The sequence below is a fragment of the Geminicoccus sp. genome, assembly GCF_035556675.1.
Lineage (GTDB): Bacteria > Pseudomonadota > Alphaproteobacteria > Geminicoccales > Geminicoccaceae > Geminicoccus.
The window spans coordinates 1-17,526 of sequence record NZ_DATMFZ010000366.1; the positions used below are offsets into that span (position 1 = coordinate 1).

At 68.9% G+C, this 17,526-nt stretch carries 16 protein-coding genes and 1 pseudogene; 8 read left to right on the top strand and 9 right to left on the bottom strand.

Annotation, left to right across the window (positions count from 1 at the left end):
- From VNS22_RS25830 to VNS22_RS25845, 4 genes and pseudogenes are all read left to right on the top strand, one after another.
- A pseudogene (locus tag VNS22_RS25830) lies at positions 1-235 on the top strand (gfo/Idh/MocA family oxidoreductase); the annotation flags it as partial.
- A complete protein-coding gene (locus VNS22_RS25835; protein ID WP_325737670.1) occupies positions 232-867 on the top strand; it encodes an MT-A70 family methyltransferase in 636 nt (211 codons plus the stop codon). The pseudogene VNS22_RS25830 and the gene VNS22_RS25835, both read left to right, overlap by 4 nt.
- Positions 868-966: 99 nt before the next feature.
- Positions 967-1,392: a hypothetical protein gene (locus tag VNS22_RS25840; protein WP_325737672.1), complete on the top strand. Its 426-nt coding sequence runs from the start codon at positions 967-969 to the stop codon at positions 1,390-1,392.
- A 127-nt stretch (positions 1,393-1,519) separates the two neighbouring features.
- A complete protein-coding gene (locus VNS22_RS25845; RefSeq protein WP_325737674.1) occupies positions 1,520-2,965 on the top strand; it encodes an adenylate/guanylate cyclase domain-containing protein in 1,446 nt (481 codons plus the stop codon).
- A 105-nt stretch (positions 2,966-3,070) separates the two neighbouring features.
- Here VNS22_RS25845 and VNS22_RS25850 read toward each other — a convergent pair whose 3' ends face one another.
- Complete coding sequence (locus VNS22_RS25850; RefSeq protein ID WP_325737676.1) at positions 3,071-4,687, bottom strand: YHYH protein; 1,617 nt, start codon at positions 4,685-4,687, stop codon at positions 3,071-3,073.
- Positions 4,688-5,124: 437 nt separating this feature from the next.
- Between VNS22_RS25850 and VNS22_RS25855 the strand changes: the two genes are divergently transcribed.
- Positions 5,125-5,787, top strand: a complete 663-nt coding sequence (locus tag VNS22_RS25855) for a helix-turn-helix transcriptional regulator (protein ID WP_325737678.1) — start codon at positions 5,125-5,127, stop codon at positions 5,785-5,787.
- A 39-nt stretch (positions 5,788-5,826) separates the two neighbouring features.
- On the opposite strand, the gene VNS22_RS25860 is transcribed toward VNS22_RS25855, so the two are convergent.
- The 3 genes from VNS22_RS25860 to VNS22_RS25870 form a co-directional block, all read right to left on the bottom strand.
- Positions 5,827-7,029: a hypothetical protein gene (locus VNS22_RS25860; protein WP_325737680.1), complete on the bottom strand. Its 1,203-nt coding sequence runs from the start codon at positions 7,027-7,029 to the stop codon at positions 5,827-5,829.
- 336 nt (positions 7,030-7,365) lie between these two features.
- Positions 7,366-8,571 (bottom strand): endonuclease/exonuclease/phosphatase family protein, encoded by a 1,206-nt coding sequence (locus tag VNS22_RS25865; protein WP_325737682.1) that lies wholly within the window; start codon positions 8,569-8,571, stop codon positions 7,366-7,368.
- Positions 8,572-8,624: 53 nt separating this feature from the next.
- Complete coding sequence (locus VNS22_RS25870; RefSeq protein WP_325737684.1) at positions 8,625-9,638, bottom strand: LacI family DNA-binding transcriptional regulator; 1,014 nt, start codon at positions 9,636-9,638, stop codon at positions 8,625-8,627.
- 123 nt (positions 9,639-9,761) lie between these two features.
- Between VNS22_RS25870 and VNS22_RS25875 the strand changes: the two genes are divergently transcribed.
- Positions 9,762-10,655 (top strand): phytanoyl-CoA dioxygenase family protein, encoded by an 894-nt coding sequence (locus tag VNS22_RS25875; RefSeq protein ID WP_325737686.1) that lies wholly within the window; start codon positions 9,762-9,764, stop codon positions 10,653-10,655.
- Positions 10,656-10,744: 89 nt separating this feature from the next.
- Here VNS22_RS25875 and VNS22_RS25880 read toward each other — a convergent pair whose 3' ends face one another.
- Genes VNS22_RS25880 through VNS22_RS25895 form a run of 4 tightly spaced genes read right to left on the bottom strand, consistent with a single transcriptional unit; the run spans position 10,745 to position 14,140 of the window.
- Positions 10,745-11,704 carry an ABC transporter permease gene (locus VNS22_RS25880; protein ID WP_325737688.1) on the bottom strand — a complete coding sequence of 320 codons (960 nt, stop codon included), beginning with the start codon at positions 11,702-11,704 and terminating at the stop codon, positions 10,745-10,747.
- Complete coding sequence (locus tag VNS22_RS25885; protein ID WP_325737689.1) at positions 11,701-12,651, bottom strand: ABC transporter permease; 951 nt, start codon at positions 12,649-12,651, stop codon at positions 11,701-11,703. Before VNS22_RS25885 ends, VNS22_RS25880 begins: the two co-directional genes overlap by 4 nt.
- Complete coding sequence (locus VNS22_RS25890) at positions 12,652-13,407, bottom strand: ATP-binding cassette domain-containing protein (protein WP_325737691.1); 756 nt, start codon at positions 13,405-13,407, stop codon at positions 12,652-12,654.
- Positions 13,400-14,140, bottom strand: a complete 741-nt coding sequence (locus tag VNS22_RS25895; protein ID WP_325737693.1) for an ATP-binding cassette domain-containing protein — start codon at positions 14,138-14,140, stop codon at positions 13,400-13,402. Before VNS22_RS25895 ends, VNS22_RS25890 begins: the two co-directional genes overlap by 8 nt.
- A 155-nt stretch (positions 14,141-14,295) precedes the next feature.
- Between VNS22_RS25895 and VNS22_RS25900 the strand changes: the two genes are divergently transcribed.
- Positions 14,296-15,492, top strand: a complete 1,197-nt coding sequence (locus VNS22_RS25900; protein ID WP_325737695.1) for a substrate-binding domain-containing protein — start codon at positions 14,296-14,298, stop codon at positions 15,490-15,492.
- Positions 15,493-15,572: 80 nt separating this feature from the next.
- Positions 15,573-16,697: a M24 family metallopeptidase gene (locus VNS22_RS25905; protein WP_325737697.1), complete on the top strand. Its 1,125-nt coding sequence runs from the start codon at positions 15,573-15,575 to the stop codon at positions 16,695-16,697.
- A gap of 28 nt (positions 16,698-16,725) precedes the next feature.
- On the opposite strand, the gene VNS22_RS25910 is transcribed toward VNS22_RS25905, so the two are convergent.
- A partial coding sequence (locus tag VNS22_RS25910) for an exopolysaccharide biosynthesis polyprenyl glycosylphosphotransferase (protein WP_325737699.1) occupies positions 16,726-17,526 on the bottom strand: 801 nt, incomplete at its 5' end.

The window sequence follows — 17,526 nt, forward strand, 5'->3', positions numbered from 1 at the left end:
GCACAAGGACTATGCCGGGTTCATTCCGGCACCCGGCCACCAGCTGGGCTTCAACGACATCAAGACCATCGAGGTCGCGGAGATCGTGCGCAGCCTGTGCGGGCAGGGGCAGCAACTCGTGCCGGACTTCCGCGAGGCCGCCGAGATCCAGGCAGTGATCGACGCCATGCTGATGTCGGCCAGGACCGGGACCTGGGTGTCGGTCGACGAGGTGGCGCGGGTGGCCGGCCGATGAGCCTGGCCCCGCCGCCGAAGGCGGGCAGCTATCGGACCATCTATGCCGACCCGCCCTGGACGTTTGGCACCTGGTCGGAACGGGGCAAGGGGCGCAGTGCCGAGGCGCATTACGACACGCTCGGCATCGACGGCATCGCGGCACTGCCGGTGGCGGACTGGGCAGCGAAGGACGCCGTGCTCCTGATGTGGATCACCGACCCGCTCCTGCCGCGCGGCCTGGAGGTGATCCGCGCCTGGGGCTTCACCTACAAGACGGTGGGCTTCCACTGGACCAAGCAGAACCGCTCCGGGGACGGCTTCTTCACCGGCATGGGTTTTTGGACCCGGGCCAATCCCGAACTCTGCCTGCTCGCCACCCGCGGCAAGCCCAAGCGCCGCTCGGGCGGGGTCAAGCGGCTGGTGGTGGCGCCCAGGCGCGAGCATTCGCGCAAGCCCGACGAGGTGCGCGACCGGATCGAGGCCCTGTGCGACGGGCCGTACCTGGAGATGTTCGGCCGGGACAGCCGGCCAGGCTGGGACATCTGGGGCAACGAGGCCGGCCTGTTCGACCAGGGCCCGGTGCGCACCCGCCGCCGCCCGTCGCGCGAGCCGCCGCTGCCCGCGGGGGCGGAGGAACTGCCGGAGGCCTGAGCGGCATGCCGGTATGGCAGCCGCGACTTCCTCCATCCGGCGCGGCTCAATCATGGCAGGCTGGTCCTGCCGTCTGCCGCCAGCGACCGGAAGCAGCCCATGCAGACCCTTTCGCCGCATCTGTTCAGCCGCCGCCATGCCGTGCGGGAGGAGCAGGCAAGGCACATGGCCCTGCTGATCCGCCTCCTGGAGGCAGCCGCTCGGCGCGCACGCATTGGTCCCGACGACCACGAGCGCTTCTACCGGCTGCCGGAATACGAGCTGTGCATGGGAGGAGCCTATGCGCTGGGCTTCGTCTGCCGGGACATCCCGCCAGACGACGTGCTTCTGCACCTGATCGAGGCGCGGCCGGAACTCCTGAACGACCTGCCGCTCTCCGAACTGCGCCGCTACCTGCACCTGCTGATGCGCGCCGAGCGGTGGAACTCTCCTGGGGCAAGCCTGATACTGGCGGCCCTAAAGGCCGGTGCGCTGCAACTGCTGGCGCAGCGGCTGGAATCCGATGTCCGGCTGCGGCCATCCTAGGTTGGCCGCAAGTCCACAAGGCGCTGGCAGGTGAGAGGCGGACGATCCCTCCAGCGGGTTGGCGGAGCCGGGCTTCGCTCCTAGCATCGCGTCCCCGCGGCTGTGCCGCGTGGTACGGAGGCAGGGCATGGCCAGGATCGTGGATGCAGTCTCCCTCGACCGGGCGCTGGGCGAGCTCGAGGCGGCGCGTTCCTGGAGCCCCAGGGTCGTGTCGCGCCTGGAGGCCCTGATCACGGCGGGCGAGGACGGGGACCTGTTCCGCGTCAACCCGCTCACCTTCGCGAAGGAACGCGGTGTCGCCACCGAGGAGGCGGTCGACCTGCTCCTGCACGCGACGGCCCTGGGCCTGTTCGAGATGGACTGGCTGCTGGTCTGCCCGCGCTGTGCCTGCGCGGTGAAGAGCTTTGCCCATCTGCGCGCGCTCAAGAGCCGGTATCGCTGCCCGGAATGCCACCACGACTACGAGGCGGCGCTGGACGACTTCATCGCCGTGTACTTCAGCGTGTCGCCAAAGATCCGCACGATCCGCTACCACCGCCCGGAGACGCTGGAGCCGTTCGACTATCTCTACGTCTTCCGCGGCGTGCGCGAAGGCATCGCCCCGGACGGGACCTCGTTCGTCGAGGCGTGCCGGCGGGCCCTGCACGGCATCGGCTATCTGGAGCCGGGCGAGACCCGGAGCTTCGCCTTCGAGGCGGCGGAGGGCATGGTGTTCGGGCTGAGCCGCGACGCGGATGGCGGGTTCGCCCTCCGGGTGGAGGGCCGGCCGGCCGAGGTGCCGCAGCGCCTGACGCTCATCTGGCACGGCCAGGACTACGTCCCCGACCAGGCCGCCATCACCCCGGGGCCGGTCGTCCTCGACATCACCAACGACACGCCTCAGCGCGGCATCGTGGCGATCCTGCAGGGCGGTGCCGCGGACGAATACGGCTTCCTGCGCTTCGAGCCCTATCTCACCGGCAAGCGCCTGATCACCAGCCAGACCTTCCGCAGCCTGTTCCGCTCGGAGACCATCGGCGGGGCCGAGGGGCTGGCAATCCGCGACGTTGCGCTGCTGTTCACTGACATCAAGGGCTCGACCCGGCTCTACCAGCGGATCGGCGACCTGAACGCGTTCGAGCTGGTGCAGCAGCATTTCGACCGGCTGCGCGAGGCCACGGGCCAGCATGGCGGAGCGATCGTGAAGACGATCGGCGACGCGGTGATGGCAGTCTATCCGGACGCCGCCCGGGCCGTGGCGGCAGCCCTGGAGATGCGGGACGCGATCCGGCGGTTCAGCGCCGGCCAGTCCGACCGCGTGGTCGCGGTCAAGATCGGCATCCACCACGGTGCCGCCATCGCGGTCACCCTGAACGACCAGCTGGATTATTTCGGCCATACCGTGAACATCGCCTCACGCGTCCAGCAGATGGCCGGAGCCGGCGAGATCTGGCTCACGGAGGACGTGTGGAGCTATCCGGGCGTGCAGAAGCTGCTGGATGGCCAGGCGGCGCAGCATGAGGTCGCACGGTTCCAGGGCATCGAGCAGCCGATGAACCTGGTGCGGCTGCCCGGCCCGGTGGAGCCCGTCTGAAGCGCCGGATGGTGAACGGGGCCGGCGCTGACATGGGACCTGGCGACCATGTCCAGGGCACTCCGCAGGTTCCGGCCGGCCGGGGCGGCGACCCCGGCGCTCATCTCAGTCCCCGTGCAGCTTCTGTTGCCAGAGGGTGGTCACCGCGCCGCTCAGGTTCGAGCCGGCTTCGTCCCTGCCGGTAACGCCCAGATCGAACAGGGTCGTCAGATCGTCGGCATGCTCGGCGAAGTAGGCGATCCGTTCCTCGTTCTCGATCGTGTCGTTGAAGGCATCCGTCCTGCTCTTGTACTGGATGCCCACCACGTAGGGAAAACTGGCAGCACTCAGCCGATTCTCGTCGTCGACCGTGGCGGCAAAGGGCGTCACGTAGTGATAGGCGTGCGCCCCGCGGTCCGGCAGGTAGCTGGAGATGCCGTTGTAGAAGTCGAGATCCCCGTAGCCGGCTACGTATTCGTAGTCTTCGGCAAAGCTGCCCAGCCTCGCCTCGAAGTAGAACTTGTCGACATCGGCGATCTGATAGCTGGCCGGCAGGATCTGGGCGTCGAAATCCGGTCCCCAGAGTTCGGAGCTGCCGATCAGATAGTTCCTGGTCGTGGCGCTCGTGCCGTCCGGTATCGCCACCCGGCCTTCCCAATAGACATAGCCCTGCTCGTCACGCTGGAGGCCGACCGAGGCCTGCAGTGCGGCGATCTCGGCGGCAAGGCGCTCATCCGTGCCGGCATAGACGACCGGACCCTCGCTCGCATCATCGCGATAAAGCACGTCGGCCTTGTCCAGCTGGAACAGGTTCAGCAGCTGGCTGCCTGAGACCTGGCTGCCGTCCCAGTTGATCACTGCCCATCCGGGCAGCGAGCTGCGGTGACCGGTGCCCTGTTCCGTCAGCCAGCGGCGCGGCACATAGCTGCTGGTCAGCACCTTCAGGCCAGAGCTCTGGTCGGTCGAGCCATAGCCGATCGGGCCGTAGATCGGATTGCTGTCCATCGCGAAGCCCAGCAGCCTGGAATGCTCCAGCCTGCCGGCGACGAAGGGATCCTGCAGCTGATGGAGCAGGAGGTTCGAGACCCGATGATTGTGGTAGATGCCGCGGCTGGTCGGAAACTGCGGCAGGTTGGACGGGGTGGCGTGCGAGATGTCGGAATTGACGATCAGCGCCTCGGCCACATTGGCGTCATAGGACCATAGCCCCTTGTCGGCATAGGAGAACGTGTCCGTATAGTTGAAGATGCTGACACCGTTGACGAAGATGCCGACCGTGCCCCGGTCGCTCAAGTCGTGGACGGCACGTTCATCTTCGGCCGGTTCCGACGAGATGCGGTAGATGCCATAGGTCTCGCCAGGCTTGAAGCTGGAGAACACCTCCGGCATCTCCATCTGATAGTCGGGGATGCCACTCACATAGACGAGCGCATCCTTGCCATCCTCGGAGATCTGCACGGCGACCACGTCCGCCGGGATCTTATCGACGACCTTCGTCCAGCTGTCCTGATCGCTGAAGCCGAAGCAGGGATTGGCCTTGTCCAGGTTCATGCGCAGATGGGACAGCACATTCTGCCACAGATCCGTCTTCTGCAACGCCGCAAATGGCTCGGCCGCACCGAAAGGTGGCTCAAGCACCTGACGCTGCCCCTCGCCGAGAACGCCAGCGGTCGTGCATGGGAAGGTCGCTTCCGTCACATGGCGGGCCGCCTCATGGCCGAGTGCCGGGAGCGCCAGGCTCATCAGTCCAGCAAGCATGGCAGGCGCTAGAACAGCATTGCCTGTCTGGCGCAGGCACCTCTTCGTGGGCTTCTGTACTGTGTGCATCTGACGATTGATCCGTAACGGGCCTTGCTGCGAGGAAGAGTGGCGGCGAAAGTCGCATAATATATTTTTGGTCAGGAGATTTTGCCTTGGAGAAGACGGAATGTACTCCTGCGAACATCATCTGAATATCTTGATGATATTTCCGTAATATCAAGAATATACATTGGAAGTGTCCCGTTGCTCGTAGCGGGACAAGCGTACATCCTGCTCGATCAGCATTATCGGCCGAACTGCGGATTGACTACTTATAAGAAATAAGCGCAGTTCCGTTGATGTCCCTCGGGCGACTGGCCCCGCAATGCCTGGCCCGGCGGGCGGTCCCAGATGGTCGGGTCGCATCGGGAGGAAGAAGCTTGCAGGCCCCGATCAACGCCGCTGTTACGACCGCGGAGGCGACGATCGCAGAGCGATTCGGCGCCCGGCTCAGGGCATGGCGCCGTGCCCAGGGCCTCAAGCAGGCGGCGCTAGCCGAGCAGTTGGGGGTTTCCCAGCCAGCCGTGGCCCGCTGGGAACGGGGGCTGGACCTGCCGTCACCCGCGAGGCTCGCCCGGCTTCAGGAGCTGATGGCTGGCGCCATACGCGACGAGCTGGCGCTGGACCGGCTGTTCATCGGCCGTCAGTCGGCCATTCGTGCCCTGATCGACTGCGACGGCATACGGATGGTGACCTTCTCCGCGGGGTTCCGCAGCATCTGGCCGACGTCCAGTGCTCTGCTGGACATTCCGTTGATGGACCACCTGATCAATGAAGCCGGCCATCTCATGCACGATGCCGAGCTGAGCCACGCCGTGCGGACTGGTTCGCTCTGCCTGGCCTCCGGCATCAGCGAGCGCCATATCGATCTGCCGATCGACGTCAGCATCCGCCACCGCTGGCATGTCTGCTTTCGTCGCTATGGCGCGCGCCTGCTGGCGGACATGGTCTACGAGCCCTGTGCAGCCGACCTGCCCGTCGGCATCACCGACCTGGTCCGGATCGAGGCCGTGGGAGACATCCTGGCTATCCAGGAAGTCTGAGGTCAGTCTGCCGGCGGGATTCACCAGGAACAGGGAATTCTACTCCGCCGCCGGCAGCGCCACGTTGAGGCCCAGCCGCGCGCTCACCCCGGCATGGTCGGAGGGCCACAGCCGCCAGCCGTCGAGCGGCCAGGTCCTGCCGGCGGCCTCGGCGCCCACCACCCGCAGCTGGCGCGGCTGGATCGGCTCCTGGACGAAGATCAGGTCAACCCGCTGCGCCAGCTCCGTGCGCGGGTTGCGCAGGTTCGCCGGCTGGCAGCAGGTGGCGCCCGGCAGGCTGCCGTAGCGGAGCTTCCAGGCATCGACCAGCCCGGCCCCGGTGAGGACGGCATAGGCGCTGCCTTCGGGCGCCCGGCCATAGGCGTCCGGCCCCTCGCTGAACTCGCCCGCCAGGATCACCGGCGGCGTGGCCGGCCCGGAAGCGGCCGTCAGGGCGGCGACCAGCTCGGCGGCCTGGGCCGGTGCATGCTCGGCGCCACGCGCCAGCCGGGTGGTGACGAAGCGGAAGCTGCGCCCGCGGATCATCGTCTCGACCCCGACAAAGCCGTGCCGCGCGGTCAGGCGGGCGGCATTGCCCAGGCCCGGCAGGGGACGTGGCGGGTCGGCCCGGTAGCGGCAGCCATCCTCCGAGCGCAGGCAGCCGGCGAACTCGAAGGGGCGCGTTTCCACCGCGGCTTGGCGCAGGATCACGTTGCGGCCGTAGCCGCTGAGCAGGCCACGCTTGCCGTCGATCGTGAACGGAATGCCACGCAGCCGGCCGACGCCCGGCAGGGCCGTCTCGATCTCGCGCAGGTCCAGGTCGATCATGCTGGCGGCGACCCGGTAGTCGGCGCCGCGATCGCGCAGCGCGGCGAGCGTCGCCTCGAGCTGATCGCCGAACGCCCGGGCGATCGACGGGTCGCGGCAGGCGCCGGGCACGGGTGGCAGGTCCTGGCAGGTCAGGCGATAGACTTCCTGGAGGGCCACCAGGTCGGCACGCCAGCGGACGATCTCGGCGGCCTGCCGCTCGACCCGGCGCGGGAAATAGTTCTCGGCCACCTGGCGGAGCAGGGCCACTGCCGCCTCGCCTGGATCGCCGGCCGCCGCCGCATCGAGCAGCCCGTCGACATCGCCGCCCGGGTACTGGTTCTGCGTCATGACGTCGATCTCGCCCGGCCAGCGGCGCAGGTCCGGGCGGTCGGCGGCGCGTGCGCCGGTCGCGGCCAGGAGGATCCACGACAGGCAGAGTGCCACAGCGCCCAAGCAGGCACGCGCCGGCCAGGGCAGGGGCAACCGGAATGTCCGGAAAACAACGTGAAACATTCGTTCAAGCCTGCAATGGGTTCACTCAACCGGCCACCATGAAATATTTTAGCCGGCCATGACGAGCGGGAAAGTGACGAAGATCAATCGGTGGAAGGGTGCCGCGGGTCGTGACGACGGTCTGATGACGAGATCCGCGATACATCGAAAGATATCCTGTGCTGTTCCGGGGAACGGCCCCGCCCCTTCCGCCGGGCCATCCTTGTGCAAAGCATACCATGCGTTCGCTGATGGGCACCATGCAGTCGATGTGGCGTGCGGCCCTGGCTACGCCACTCAGAAGCGCAGCCAGGCCGCCACGCCGGCATGGTCCGAAGGCCACAGACGTGCGCCATCCACGGGCGCGGTCTTCCCGGCGGGCTGGTTGCCGTCCAGCCGCACCGCGCGAACCAGGGCCGGCCGGCTCACGAAGATCTGATCGATCCGTTCGGACAGGATCGAGGTAGGATTGCGCAGGTCGGCGGCCTGGCAGCAGGTGAAGCCGCGTGCCAGGGGAAAGCCTGCCGCCCAGCTGTCCAGGAAGCCGGCGGCCTCGAAGCGGCGATAGGGCGACACGATCGGTGCCGGCCGCTGGTCGGCCGGGCCGGAGTTGAAGTCGCCCACGACGATGGTCGGGCCCGCCTGCGCGCGTGGCGCCGTATTCAGCGCGCCCAGGAGCTCGGCCGCCTGGGCCGACTGAATGGCGGCGAAGCGGGCCTGGCCGTCACCCAGCCCTGCGACTTCCAGATGAGTGTTCACGAACCGGTAGCTGCGCCCCAGGATCGCCGTGTCCACGCCGACGAAGCCGCGCTTGAAGCCGATCCGGGCCAAGTTGCCCGGCAGCGGCAGGGGAATGCTCGCCTCGCTGCGATAGTTGCAGCCCTGGGCGGAGCGACGGCAGCCGGGGAAGGTCACCGGCCTGGTCGTGATGTCCTGGCGCCGCAGGATCACGTCCTGGTCGTAGGCGGTGAGCAGGCCCAGCTTGCCGTCGATCGTGAACGGCAGCCCGCGCAGCAGCCCGATCCCCGGCAGTTCCGAGAGGGCATCGCGCAGGTCGAAGTTCACGACTCGCGCTGCCACCTCGTAGCCGCCGCCGTGGGCATCCAGCGCCGCGAGCGTCGTCCGGAGATGGTCGCCGAACGCGGCGGCGATGCCGGGCTCGGTGCAGGCGCCGGGCCTGGGAGGCAGCTCGCGGCAGCCCAGGTGGAAGACTTCCTGCAGGCCGACCAGTTCCGGCCGGCGCGCCTGGATCTGGGCGGCCTGCCGCTCGGCACGCGGCGGGAACGGGCTAGCCGCCGCCTGACGCAGGAGACCGAGCACCGCCTCATTCAGCTTTGACGGCGAGCTGGCCCCGAACAGGGTGGCGAGATCTGCGCCGATATACTGGTTCTGGGTCATCACCAGGATCTCGCCGACCGGGCGCGCCTGGGCCTGGGCATGTGAACTGCCGAGCGCCAGAAGCAGGGTAGTGGCCAAGCCGATCAGGAAGCGGCACGGACTCATGGCGGGATCCCCGGGTGGCAGCATCAGCAGATGGCTCCGCCCGGCCCGCGCGGTCAAGCCGGGCTGAAGGGGGGACCGCCCCGGACACGAGCGGGCGGCGCCAGGCTGGCGCGGTCCACGAACCGGCTCGGCAGCTCGACCGATAGGGGAGATGGGGCGGGGTCGGCGAGGCGAGCCAGCATCATGTCCGCGGCTGCCCGGCCGATGGCACCGAAGTCGCGCACCACCGAGCTCACCTCGGGGCTCGCCGCCATCGCCACATCCTCCGCATCGAGCGCTGCGAGCGACAGGTCCTCCGGCACGACCAGCCCCCGTTCCCGGCAGGCGCGCAGGAGTGCCAGCAGCAGCCGGCTGCCCTCCGCGATCACGGCGCTGGGCCGGTTGGCGCCGTCGAGCAGCCGGCCGAGCTCGGCCGCCATGTCCTGGCCCGGCGCCAAACCAACGGGGAGCAGGCACGCCGGCTCGAGCCCGGCAGCCAGCCCCGCCGCCAGGAAGTGGCGGCGCCGCTCCAGGGTCGGGCGGATCGCCTGGGTCTGTTGGACTAGCGCGATACGGCGGTGGCCCAGCAGCGCCAGCCGGGCCACCATGGCGATCATCGCCGCCGCATGGTCGGTGCAGACCCGGTCGGCCGTGAGCGGCAGGTCGCGGTCGAGCAGCACCACCGGGACATCGACCCGGCGAAGCCCTGCCCGGATCTGCGGGTCGGTCTGGTCCGACACGTAGAGGATGATCCCGTCGACCTGCCGGATGCGCAGCAGGTCCAGCGCCGCGCATTCGCGCTGCACCTGCTGGTCGCTGCTGGCGAGCAGCATGGCGTAGCCGCGCTCCGCCAGCCGGTCGGCCGCCGCCTGGGCCACCGCCGCGTTGGGATAGACGGTGAGGCTCGGGATCAGGATGCCGATCGTGCGGGTCGCCTGGGTGCGCATCGCGCGCGCCGCCAGGTTCGGGATGTAGCCCAGGCTGCGCATGGCCGCCTCGACGCGCGCCCTTGTCGCCGGCACCACCTTGTCGGGCTCGTTGCAGACCCGGGACACGGTGACGGTCGATACCCCGGCTTGGCGTGCCACCTCCCGAATCGTGGGCCGTCGGCGGCCGGCCACCGGTTCTTCTAGCGCCATGTTGACGTTTTCATTGGGCAAGCGCAGGCTTGAGCAGTTGCCGTGAGCGACCAAGATCGGGAGAGGCAGGACATGGCCGTGCTGAGCAGCGAACAGATTGCCGCCTACGAGCGGGACGGGTTTCTAGTTGTCAAGGACGTGCTGTCCCAGGCCGAGGTGGCGGAGCTGCGCCGGGTCACCGAGGAGCTGGTCGAGAAGGCGCGTGGCGTGACGACGCACAACGACGTCTACGACCTGGAGCCCAGCCATTCGGCGGAGGAGCCTCGGGTCCGGCGCATCAAGACCCCGCACCTGCAGGCGCCGATCTACGACCAGGTGATGCGCCACCCGACCATCCTCGGGATCCTCCAGGATCTGGTGGCGCCGGCGATCCGGTTCGACACGTCCAAGCTGAACATGAAGGCGGCCGGCTACGGTGCCGCGGTCGAGTGGCACCAGGACTGGGCGTTCTATCCGCACACCAACGACGATCTGTGCGCGGTGGGCGTGATGATGGACGACTGCGCCATCGAGAACGGGCCGCTGCTCTGCATCCCCGGCACCCACAAGGGCAAGGTCTACGACCATCATGCGGACGGATATTTCTGCGGGGCGATCGATCCCACCGGCTCGGACATCGCCTTCGAACAGGCCGTGCCCTGCATCGGCCCGGCCGGCAGCATCTCCATCCACCATGCCCGCACCATCCACGGCTCGGCACTGAACACGTCGGACCGGATGCGGCGGCTCCTCCTGTTCCAGTATCGCGCTGCGGATGCCTGGCCCCTGTGCGCCGGCAACCAGATGGACTGGGAGGCCTGGGAGGCGCTGATGCTGACCGGGCAGACCGATCCGATCGCCCCGCGCCTGGCCGACGTGCCGGTCCGCCTGCCGCTGCCCCCGGCCAGGAGCCAGGGCTCGATCTACGAGAACCAGCGCGGGCTGAAGACCAGCTTCTTCGGCAAGGCCGATACCCGGGCGGCTTGACCGGAACCCGGGCAGGTAGTCTGGCAGGGCGCGTCCTGAACGACGCGTCCCGCCAGCAGGCAGGAACCTGCGATCAAACCCGGCGCGGGTCAGATCAGCTCGCGGACATGGGCCTCTCGGCCATAGATCGCGACCAGGGCCACGATGGTCACCCCGAGCGTGGCCTGGACCAGCGGCGGCTTCAGCCCGAGCCCGACCAGCACGGTGGTGAGCTCGATCAGGCAGAGCGCGCCGGCGATCGTGCCGAGATAGCCGCCCCGGCCGCCGATCAGCGTGGTGCCGCCGATCACCACGGCGGCGATGGTCTGGAACAGATAGGGCTCGCCCACCCGGGCATAGGCGGCGCCGGAGAAGCCCAGCAGGAGGACGCCGGTCAGCGCCGCAAAGCCGGCGCTCAGGGCGAAGGTGATCGTCCAGGTGCGCACCGGGTCGACCAGCGCCAGCTGGGCGGCGCGCGGATTGCTGCCGAGCGCATAGAGGCGCCGGCCATACACAGTCCGGCCGAGCGCCAGGATCACCAGTGCCGCCAGGACCAGGAAGGCTGGGATCAGCCATGGCACCGGGATCGGCCCGATGCTGCCACCGATCGAGACGAAGCTGGTCACGTAGGAAGGGGCGGCACCGGTCGGGAAGCCCGCCGTCCATAGCTGGACCGCACCCTGCAGGGCGGTGCCGGTACCGAGCGTCACGATCAGCGGGTGGATCGCCAGGCTGGCGGAAACCAGGCCGTTCAACGCGCCGATCGCCATGGCCACCAGCAGAACCAGGGGCAGCACCACCGCGAACGGCACGCCGTCGCCGTAGAGCTGGGCGGCAGTGACGTTGGCGAAGCCGATCACGAACGGGATCGAGAGGTCGATGCCGCCGATGATGATCACCAGCGTCTGGCCGATCGCGGCGATCGCCAGCAGCGTGGCCAGCACCAGCATGGCACGGATGCCGAACATGGTGCCGAAGCCGCGGATCAGCGCCATGCCGATCAGGTGGATGGCGAGTGCCAGCAGCAATGCCGCCACCGGGCGCGGGATCCGGGCAAGCGCGGCGCTCATGCATGCCTCCGGCGGCGCAGGAGCTGGCGCAGGCGGTCGGCGTTGAGCACCACCGCCACGGTCAGCACCGTGCCATAGACGATCTGCAGGACGAAGGTCGACACGTTGAAGAAGGTCAGCGCGGTCTGCAGCAGGAAGATGTCGGCTGCACCCAGTACGGCGGCGACCAGACCGCCGCGCCCGCCGGCCAGGCTGACCCCACCCAGCGCCACCGCGGAGATCGCGAGCAGCGTGTAGGTGCCCGCAATGTTCGGGTCGGCCGAGCCGATCAGGCCGGTGAGGCACAGGCCGCCCACCGCGGCGATCAGCCCGGCCAGGACATAGGCCAGGAAGCGGACCAGGGTGACCGGGATGCCGGCCGTGTAAGCGGCGCGGTCGTCGCTGCCTACGCACAGGAGCTGCTCGTAGAAGGGCAGGCGCTTGATCAGCAGCCAGAGCAGCGCCACTGCCGCCAGCGGCAGGATCGAGGTTGGCCCGGCCAGCGCCTTGATCCAGGCGGGCACTGTCCCGGCCGGCGAGGGCACGATGGTCAGCGTGATGCCGGCATAGAACAGGGACGTCCCGAGCGTGGCGACGATCGGCTGGATGCGCAGCACGGTCGCGAGCAGGCCGTTCAAGGCACCCGACAGGAGGCCCAGCAGCAGGACCAGGGGCACGATCAGGAAGGGCGATTCGATCCCCAGCCCTTCCACGAGCCAGCGCACCACCACCACGTTGACCAGGCCCATGAGCGGGCCCACCGAGATGTCGATCCCGCCGCGGCCGGCCAGGATCGGCGGCATGGAGGCGATCGCGGCCAGGATCAGGCCGGAGGCCAGGCCGATCGTGACGCCCAGACTGGCGGGCGCGAACCGCACCGGGTTCAGGGCGATGTTGACCGCCAGCAGGACGACGAACAGGGCGGCGGCCAGGCGGAGATAGGCGCGGCCGGCGAGCCAGCGGGACATTCAGGCGGCCTCCTGGCCGAACATCGCGGCGATCACCCGGTCCATGGTCATGGCGTCGCGTTCCAGCTCGGCGAACAGCCCGGCCTCGCGGAACACCAGCACGCGGTGGCAGAGCTGGAGGATCTCCTCGATCTCGCTGGACAGGATCACGAGCGGGATGCCCTGATCGGCGGCCAGCCTGCGGAAGACCTCGTAGAGCTTCATGCGCGTGCCCAGATCGACACCGCGGGTGGGATCATTCATCAGCATCACCCGGGGCTCGCGGGCCAGCCAGCGGGCCAGCAGCACTTTCTGCTGGTTGCCGCCGGACAGGGTGCCGATGGAGGCACTGGGCGAGCGGTAGACCATGCCGAGCTCGCGGGTGAAGTGGGCGAGCTTCTCCTTCAGCCGGGGCCGGTCGACGATGCCCAGGCGCTGATGGTCGGGCAGGGCGGCGATCGCGAAATTGTCGAACACCGACAGGCCGCCCAGCACGCCCGTGGTCCGCCGGTCGCGCGGCAGGTAGGCCAGCCCCTGCGCCGCGGCCTTCGCGAACTCCGTTACCTGGACGACGTGGCCGTCCTTGCCCTGCAGGCGGATCTCGCCGGCCTCTGGCCGGTGCAGACCGCACAGCGCCTGGATGAACATGTCCTGGCCATGCCCTTCGAGCCCAGCCAGCCCGACGATCTCCCCCGGCCCGATCGCGAAGTCGATGGGTGACGCACCCGGCGCCAGCCGGACGCCCCGTGCCGTCAGGATCGCCCGTTTCTCAGTCATGGTGATGCACCGGGATGCGGGTGTCGGGCAGCATCAGGGCGAGCAGCCTAGCACCGGTGATCTCTGCCCCGGCCAGCGTCTCCACCACCCGGCCGCTGCGCAGCACGGTGACGCGGTCGGACAGGCGACGGACCTCGTCCATCCGGTGCGAGATGAAGATCACCAGCCGGCCTTGCGCGACGAAGCTGCGGACCGCGTCGAACAGGACGTCGCGGTCGCCGAAGTCCAGGGCCGCGGTGACCTCGTCCAGGATCAGGATGCGCGGGTCGCGCACCAGTGCCCGCGCCAGCACGATGAGCTGCTGCTGGGCCAGCGCCGCTTCGCCGGCCGGCTGGTCGAGGTCCATGGGCGTGCGCGACACGGCAGCCAGGATCTGGGCGGCCTTGGCCTGCCGCTCCGCCCGGCTCAGCCGGTAGGTGAGCAGGCCGTCATAGCCCATGAAGATGTTCTCGAGCACGCTGCGCTCAGGCGCCAGCAGGACTTCCTGGAACACGGTGGCGATGCCGTGGCGCTGCGCGTCCGCTGGGCAGGTCAGGCGCAGTGGCTGGCCATCCAGACGGATCTCGCCCGCGGTCGGGGCCACCACGCCGGATAGCAGCTTGACCAGCGTGCTCTTGCCCGACCCGTTCTCGCCCAGGATCGTGTGGACATGGCCAGGGGTGAAGGCGAGGTCCGCCTCGACCAGCGCCAGCGTTTCGCCATAGCGCTTGGTGACGCCGGACAGCGTCAGCATCGCCCACCCCCACTTCTCGCCGTCGCTCTAAACGGCTCCGGTCGCCCTTCCGGCCGTAACGGTTTGCGCTGGCCCGCGCAAGATCACCCTGGTATCGTTTACATATGACGAATGCCGGCCCAGCAACGAGGCCGGCGAGGGGGAGCAGAGAGCACATGACGGCACATAGCGCGCGCCGCACTTGGCTTGCGGCATTGGGGGGATTGGCGGGGCTGGCCCTGACGGCGGGCATGGCGGGCGGTGCCGCGGCCCAGTCGCTGGGCGACCTGCCGGAGGAGTTGCAGGCCCTCTACACCGACGGGATCCCGGTGGGCCCGTCCGCCTATGACGACTTCCAGATGCCGGCCAAGCCCTGGCGCTGGTGTCATTCCGAATCTTACATGGGCAATCCCTGGCGCGTCAGTGCCGCCAACGAGCTGAAGCGGCTGGTCGAGAACGCCAAGGCCGAGGGCTTGGTCTCCGAGTTCGAGATGTCGGATTCCAACGGCGACGTGACCCAGCAGATCGCGCAGATCCGGGCGTTCATGGACAAGGGCTGCAGCGTCATCACCATGATCGCCGGCTCGTCCACCGCGCTGAATGACGTAATCGAGGCGGCCTACAAGGCCGGCATCCCGGTGGTGACCACCGCCAGTGCCGTCACCAGCCCCTATGCCCTGAACATCCAGCACAATCACAATGTCTGGGGCTACAACATGGGCAAGGGGGTCGCCGCCTACCTGAACGGCCCCGGCAATGTGCTGGAGGTCGAGGGCATCCCGGGCAGCCCGATCGTCGCCCAGGAGAATTCCGGCGGCGAGCGCGCCTTTGCCGAGCATCCCGACATCACCATCCTGGGCCGGGTCAGCGGCAACTGGACGGCGAACGTCACCAAGAGCGTGGTGCTGCAGTTCCTGGCCACCAACCCGTCGCCGATCGACGCGGTCTGGACCACCGGCAGCGAGACCCGGGTGATCGCCGAGGCGTTCGAGGAGGCCGGCCGGCCGGTGCCGCTGATCACCGGCTCCATGTCCGGCGACGCGCTGGGCTACTGGAAGGAGCACCAGGACACGTTCAAGTTCTACGGCGGCGCCATCCTGCCGACCGTGGCCTCGCACAACACCTACCGCGCGGCGGTGCGGCTGCTCGAAGGCCAGCAGCCGATCGTGAACACGATCATCGTGCCGGTCCCGGAGATCAAGCAGGAGGACCTTGGCAAGTGGGCCGCCCCCTGCATGACCGTCGAATCCGGCTCGATCTTCCCGATCCCGCCGGCCGATCCGATCAGCGAGACGATGATGGACGGCTATTTCCGCAAGGGTGCGGGCACCCCCGGCTACGACTTCGCCACCACGCCGGATCCGTGCGGCTGAGCCAAGGCTGACGGTGGCGGGAGCCTGGCTTCCCGCCACCGGCCCGGCGAGACTGCGGGAGAACAGACGGGAGAAGCGGGATGGACGAGCGACTGCAGCGCACCGCTGCGGCGGTGGCCGAGGCCGGGGCGGACTGGCTGGTCCTGACCGCACCGGATGCGGTCGCCTATGCCACCGGCCATGTCGTGCCGATCGAGGCCGGCCCCTCGCCCTTCGCCGGTGGTCCGACGCTCGCCCTGGTCAGCCGCGATGGCACGGCCGGGCTGGTTGCCGCCAATGTCGAGGCGGCTGCCGCGGCGCGTGCCTGGGTCGACCAGACCGTCATCTATGAGGGCTACGGCTTCGAGCAGCCGGCTCCCTACCCGGCGAACTATCAGGCGGCGGTGGCCGAACTCGTGCGCCGGCTGGGTGTGCGCGGGCGGATCGCCGCCGATCCGGTGACCTTCCCCGCTTGGCTGGCCGAACTCCTGCCGGCCGATCCCAGGCTCGACGCTACCATGCCCCTGGCACGGGCACGGGCCACCAAGACCGCCGCGGAACTCGTGGCCCTGCGCCGCTCGGCGGAGGCCGCGGCGGTGGGCCAGGCCGCATTCGTGCGCGCCTTGCGGCCCGGTCGCACCGAACTCGCCGTGTTCGCCGAACTGCGCTGTGCGATCGAGGAGTTCGCCGGCGAGCGCGTGCCGATCACCGGCGACTTCGTGTCCGGCGTGGCCCGGACCGCGGCGTTCACCGGCTGGCCCAATGCCCGCGTGATCGAGGCTGGCGATCCGGTGATGGCCGACCTCGCCCCCAGGATCGCAGGCTATTGGGGCGATTCCTGCCAAGTGACCGTGGTGGGCACACCGCGGCTTGGCCATGACCGCCTGTACCAAGCATCCAGGGGTGCGCTCGACCTGGCCATGTCGCTCATCCGCCCGGGACTGCGCATCGACCGGTTCGATGCCGAGATCCGCGCCCATGTCGCCAAGGCGGGCTACGCCTATCCGCACCATAGCGGGCACTCGATCGGCACCGCCGTCCACGAGTTCCCGCGCCTGGTGCCCTACGAGACCAGCGCGTTCCAGGAGGACATGGTCGTGCTGGTGGAGCCCGGCGCCTATGACCCGGCGATTGGCGGGGTGCGCTCGGAATACATGCTGCGGGTCACCGCCACCGGCTGCGAGCCGCTGGCCCCGTTCGACCAGGTGATGGCGGTCGCCGGCTGAGCACAGCCGGGCTGCCCGGGGCCGGAGGTCAGTAGGCGCCGCGCCCCAGCACCACGATCGGGATGGTCTTGAGCAGGATGACCAGGTCGTACCACAGCGACCAGTTCTTCACGTACCAGCAGTCCAGGTGCACCCGGCGGCGATAGTCGACGTCGTTGCGGCCGCTGATCTGCCAGAGCCCGGTCAGGCCCGGCGTGCATTCGAAGTAATAGGGCAGGTTGTCGCCGTAGCGGGCCAGCTCCTCCGACACGACCGGGCGCGGCCCCACCAGGCTCATGTCGCCGCGCAGCACGTTCCAGAGCTGCGGCAGCTCGTCCAGGCTGGTCTGGCGCAGGAATCGGCCGATCGGGGTGATGCGCGGGTCGCTTTCCAGCTTGTGCCGCTCCTCCCATTCCCGCCGGCGGTCCGGGTCGCGCTCCAGCAGCTCGCGCAGCTTCTCCTCGGCGTCCGGCACCATGGTGCGGAACTTGTAGCAGGTGAACGGCTCGCCGCGCCGGCCGATCCGGCGATGGCCGAACACCACGCCCCGGCCGGTATCGCGCACCCTGAGCGCGATCCAGGCGAACAGCGGCAAGAGCACGACCAGCAGGATGCTGGCCATCACCAGGTCGAAGGCGCGCTTGACCCCCCGGTTCCAGGCACTGGCCAGGTTGTTGTGCAGGCGCAGGGCCAGCACGTCGTGGCTGAAGAAATGGGTGACGCTGGCGGTCGCCACCGGCAGGCCGCGGATCGGGGATACGATGTCCACCGAGCGGGACGCCAATGCGATCTGCTCGACCAGGCTGGTGTGCCGGTCGGCCTCGCCCAGCTCCAGGGCGATCACCACGTG

Bases quoted from the DNA above. Each gene is read 5' to 3' on its own strand.
- VNS22_RS25885 (WP_325737689.1), bottom strand. From the start codon at position 12,651: ATGTCCCGCTGGCTCGCCGGCCGCGCCTATCTCCGCCTGGCCGCCGCC.
- VNS22_RS25845 (WP_325737674.1), top strand. From the start codon at position 1,520: ATGGCCAGGATCGTGGATGCAGTCTCCCTCGACCGGGCGCTGGGCGAG.
- VNS22_RS25850 (WP_325737676.1), bottom strand. From the start codon at position 4,687: ATGAGCCTGGCGCTCCCGGCACTCGGCCATGAGGCGGCCCGCCATGTG.
- VNS22_RS25875 (WP_325737686.1), top strand. From the start codon at position 9,762: ATGGCCGTGCTGAGCAGCGAACAGATTGCCGCCTACGAGCGGGACGGG.
- VNS22_RS25835 (WP_325737670.1), top strand. From the start codon at position 232: ATGAGCCTGGCCCCGCCGCCGAAGGCGGGCAGCTATCGGACCATCTAT.
- VNS22_RS25900 (WP_325737695.1), top strand. From the start codon at position 14,296: ATGACGGCACATAGCGCGCGCCGCACTTGGCTTGCGGCATTGGGGGGA.
- VNS22_RS25895 (WP_325737693.1), bottom strand. From the start codon at position 14,140: ATGCTGACGCTGTCCGGCGTCACCAAGCGCTATGGCGAAACGCTGGCG.
- VNS22_RS25880 (WP_325737688.1), bottom strand. From the start codon at position 11,704: ATGAGCGCCGCGCTTGCCCGGATCCCGCGCCCGGTGGCGGCATTGCTG.
- VNS22_RS25840 (WP_325737672.1), top strand. From the start codon at position 967: ATGCAGACCCTTTCGCCGCATCTGTTCAGCCGCCGCCATGCCGTGCGG.
- VNS22_RS25905 (WP_325737697.1), top strand. From the start codon at position 15,573: ATGGACGAGCGACTGCAGCGCACCGCTGCGGCGGTGGCCGAGGCCGGG.
- VNS22_RS25890 (WP_325737691.1), bottom strand. From the start codon at position 13,407: ATGACTGAGAAACGGGCGATCCTGACGGCACGGGGCGTCCGGCTGGCG.
- VNS22_RS25865 (WP_325737682.1), bottom strand. From the start codon at position 8,571: ATGAGTCCGTGCCGCTTCCTGATCGGCTTGGCCACTACCCTGCTTCTG.